Raw genomic sequence first — 3,804 nt, 5'->3', positions numbered from 1 at the left:
TTCCTTTTATTCTCTTCGGGTTATTTGACCCCGAGGGGCTGGGCGCTGGAGCTGGATTGACTAAAAAGCGGAAGCGCCCTGATCAGCCCCGACAGGCAAATGTTCCGAAGAGATAAAAGGCGCTCTTTCCTTTTATTCTCTTCGGGTTATTTGACCCCGAGGGGCTGGGCGCTGGAGCTGGATTGATAAAAAGCGGAAGCGCCCTGCTCAGCCCCGACAGGCAAATGTTCCGAGGAGATAAAAGGCGCTCTTTCCTTTTATTCTCTTTGGGTTATTTGACCCCGAGGGGCTGGGCGCTGGAGCTGGATTGATAAAAAGCGGAAGCGGCCGTCCAGCAATCATGCTGTTCAACCGCTTCCGCCTGTTCTTATAATGAATAGTTTGGTGCTTCTTTTGTAATCTGCACATCATGCGGATGGCTCTCGCGAAGGCCCGCGCCTGTCATCCTGATGAACTGAGCTTCTTCCCTTAAGGCTTGGAGATCTTTCGCCCCGCAGTAGCCCATCCCTGATCGAAGTCCGCCAATCAGCTGGTAAAGTGTGTCTGCAAGCGGTCCTTTATAAGGAAGCCTGCCTTCGATTCCCTCAGGAACAAACTTTTTGTTTTCTTCCTGGAAGTAACGATCTTTTGATCCCTTCTCCATCGAGCTGACTGAGCCCATGCCACGGTATACCTTGAAGCGTCGTCCTTGGAAAATCTCTGTTTCCCCTGGGCTTTCAGTTGTTCCAGCCAAAAGGCTTCCGAGCATGACCGCATGCCCTCCTGAAGCCAGCGCCTTTGCAATATCGCCTGAGTATTTGATTCCGCCATCGGCAATGATGGCCTTACCATGCTTTCTTGCTTCTGTTGCACAATCATAAATCGCTGTGATCTGTGGTACACCGACCCCAGCTACAACGCGTGTTGTACAGATAGAGCCAGGTCCGATTCCCACTTTGACAACATCAGCACCCGCTTCAAATAATGCTCGTGTAGCTTCCGCAGTAGCAACATTTCCGGCAATGATATTCAATTCAGGGTATTGTTCCCGAATTTCCTGTACTACTTTAAGGACCCCTGCTGAATGGCCATGGGCTGTATCAATGACGATGGCATCGACTTGTGACTTCACAAGGTGCTCAACCCGTTTCATTGTATCTCCGGAAACCCCGACTGCAGCACCGGCAAGCAAACGGCCGAACTTATCTTTGGCGGAATTGGGGAATTCAATCACTTTTTCAATATCCTTAATAGTGATAAGACCTTTCAAGACACCATCTTCATCAATTAATGGCAGCTTTTCAATCTTATACTGCTGGAGGATTTTTTCTGCCTCATTTAAGGTAGTTCCTACCGGTGCTGTTACTAAATTTTCTTTAGTCATGACATCTGAAATCTGGATCGAATAATCCTGGATAAAACGCAGGTCCCGGTTAGTGAGGATTCCTACAAGCTTCTGTTCTTCGAAGTTATTAACAATTGGTACACCTGAGATTCGGTACTTGCCCATCAGATGTTCAGCATCGAATACTTGATGCTCTGGAGATAAGAAAAATGGATCGGAAATGACTCCGCTTTCTGAACGTTTTACTTTATCCACTTGTTCAGCTTGCTGCTCGATACTCATGTTTTTATGAATGATGCCTAAACCGCCCTGCCTTGCCATGGAAATGGCCATTTCAGCTTCTGTGACTGTGTCCATACCCGCACTGATTACTGGAACATTCAAATTCAGAGTATCCGTCAAACTTACCTTTATGCTGACATCCTTAGGTAAAACTTCTGACTTCGCAGGAAGCAGCAGCACATCATCGAACGTTAAACCCTCTTTAGCAAATTTCGTTTCCCACATCTTTCTTGTCCCCCTTTTCCAAAAATATTATTAGTAGGTTATCAATTGGTTAAAATACTGTCAAGGTGATATTTATTAGTTAGATTATTCGGATAACTTGGAGGTTTTAAAATGGTGTCCACCTCATCTGTCTGGGAATCATTAAGTTGTTTTCATTCTGCCGAAATGACGCAAAAATATTTAAGGAAATGTTACCAAAAAACAGCTCTTAAAGAAGCTGATATGCAAAGCTATAATAACTGCTATCCGTTTATCTATTATCTGGAACAAGGTGAGCTGTATTTCAAGCAGGCCCAGCTCACTCCTCTATCGATTCAGCCAATTCTGTTGTTTTATGGGTACATACATTTAATTAAAGCCTGTGTGCTGACTATCGATCCTTATTACCCGCAGAATACTTCAGTACTTGCTCATGGAGTGACCAGCCGCAAGAGAAAGAAACAGCAATACAGTTTTCTGAAAGACGAAATAAAGATTCAAAAGAATGGTTTGCTTTCCCACTTTGCCCAGGAAATGTTTCACGTGAAACACCTTGAAGCCGAAAAATTTCAAATGGGAGATCTTTTATCGCAAATACCTGAAATGAATGACACATTTCAAATGGTCCTTGCGAAACGAACACATTTTCCCTTATCCCGGCAAGATAATCTACTCACTTTTGGGGACAGAACCCTTGATCATTACCATATGTCCAGAGAAAGGCTGTCACACTTCTTAAAAGAAAAAACGAATAATAAAATCGATGTCTATAATGGAAGTCTGCAGATACTCACACCGGAACTAGTTGAACTGCCGCCAATACGATTAAATATCCGGGATAACAGCTATTCAATACCGGTCGATCGATCGGACGCCTATACTCTGCCTGAGCCGATTATCCACTATCTGCTCCTTTACAATTTAAGTATGATTGCCAGATATGAAACAGAATGGTGGAGTGAGCTCCTAAAATCCAACTCTTCTGATGACTATCCAATCATCAAGAACTTTCTTTGTCTTTCCCTCGAAAAGCCGCCAATCTTGATAAAGAACTATCTATTCTCAAAGTTGCAGGAGGGAATAAATTGAACAGAAAATCAAAAAGCGTGAATTCAACATAGAATTCACGCCAACATCACTAGAGAAGTTTATCCAGATCTTCTTTTATCTTATGGGGAGAAGTTTGCGGTGCGTATCTCTTTACCACATTTCCCTCTTTGTCAACAAGAAACTTCGTAAAGTTCCACTTCACTTCTGATGTCATCAAGCCTTTTTTCTCTTTTATTAAGAACTTAAATAATGGGTGTGCGCCAGATCCTTTCACATCCACTTTAGAAAACATAGGGAAACTGACACCATAATTCACCTTGCAAAATTCCATAATTTCATCATCATTATCGAATTCCTGGTTCATAAATTGATCTGATGGAAACCCAAGAACCGTTACACCTTTATCCTTGTATTCCTCATAGAGGGACTGCAGTTCATCGAATTGAGGTGTAAATCCGCATTTACTGGCAGTGTTCACAATGATAATTGCCTGGCCTTTATATTCGCTTAATGAAACTTCATCCCCATTAGGTTTCAACGCACTAAAATCGTAAATCGAAGACATTACCATCTCTCCTTTACCTTGTATATTCTAAGATTACGGGAAAGGCAATGGGATATCAACTTTGAATGTCCTTGGTGATAGACTAAATGTGCTTTTAAATTATGTATGAGTTTAAGTTTTTTTGCTTAGAAAAAAGGTATGCGCCAAATTCGAAAGCTTCCTTTACGCATAAACTGATCACGATGAGTCAGAACAGCTTTTTATAATTACATTAATAGCTTTTTCGAAATCCTGTATTAGTAACTTTTGAGGTTATGCTGTTAGAACAGTTGGTGCTTAGGAGAAACTAACCTTTGAAAATATATTGGAAAAAATATTATCCATTAATTATGTGCCTGGCGAAGTTCTACTCTCAGGGGCAACCCCCAACTACCGTCGG

General features: G+C 42.3%; 3 protein-coding genes. 1 reads left to right on the top strand and 2 read right to left on the bottom strand.

What is annotated here, in order from left to right; translation table 11 throughout:
• Nucleotides 1-367: 367 nt before the first annotated feature.
• Nucleotides 368-1,831, bottom strand: a complete 1,464-nt coding sequence (guaB, locus tag D3H55_RS23460) for an IMP dehydrogenase (protein ID WP_119549747.1) — start codon at nucleotides 1,829-1,831, stop codon at nucleotides 368-370.
• 111 nt (nucleotides 1,832-1,942) lie between these two features.
• Here guaB and D3H55_RS23455 point away from each other — a divergent pair, with 111 nt between their 5' ends.
• Complete coding sequence (locus D3H55_RS23455) at nucleotides 1,943-2,899, top strand: YaaC family protein (protein ID WP_119549746.1); 957 nt, start codon at nucleotides 1,943-1,945, stop codon at nucleotides 2,897-2,899.
• A 49-nt stretch (nucleotides 2,900-2,948) separates the two neighbouring features.
• Here D3H55_RS23455 and D3H55_RS23450 read toward each other — a convergent pair whose 3' ends face one another.
• Nucleotides 2,949-3,425: a glutathione peroxidase gene (locus tag D3H55_RS23450; RefSeq protein ID WP_119549745.1), complete on the bottom strand. Its 477-nt coding sequence runs from the start codon at nucleotides 3,423-3,425 to the stop codon at nucleotides 2,949-2,951.
• Nucleotides 3,426-3,804: the final 379 nt, after the last annotated feature.

The sequence above is a fragment of the Bacillus salacetis genome (assembly GCF_003581585.1).
GTDB classification, from domain to species: domain Bacteria; phylum Bacillota; class Bacilli; order Bacillales; family Bacillaceae_B; genus Rossellomorea; species Rossellomorea salacetis.
Note: the sequence above shows the minus strand (reverse complement) of the source record. Positions and strands in the feature narration are given on the sequence as shown.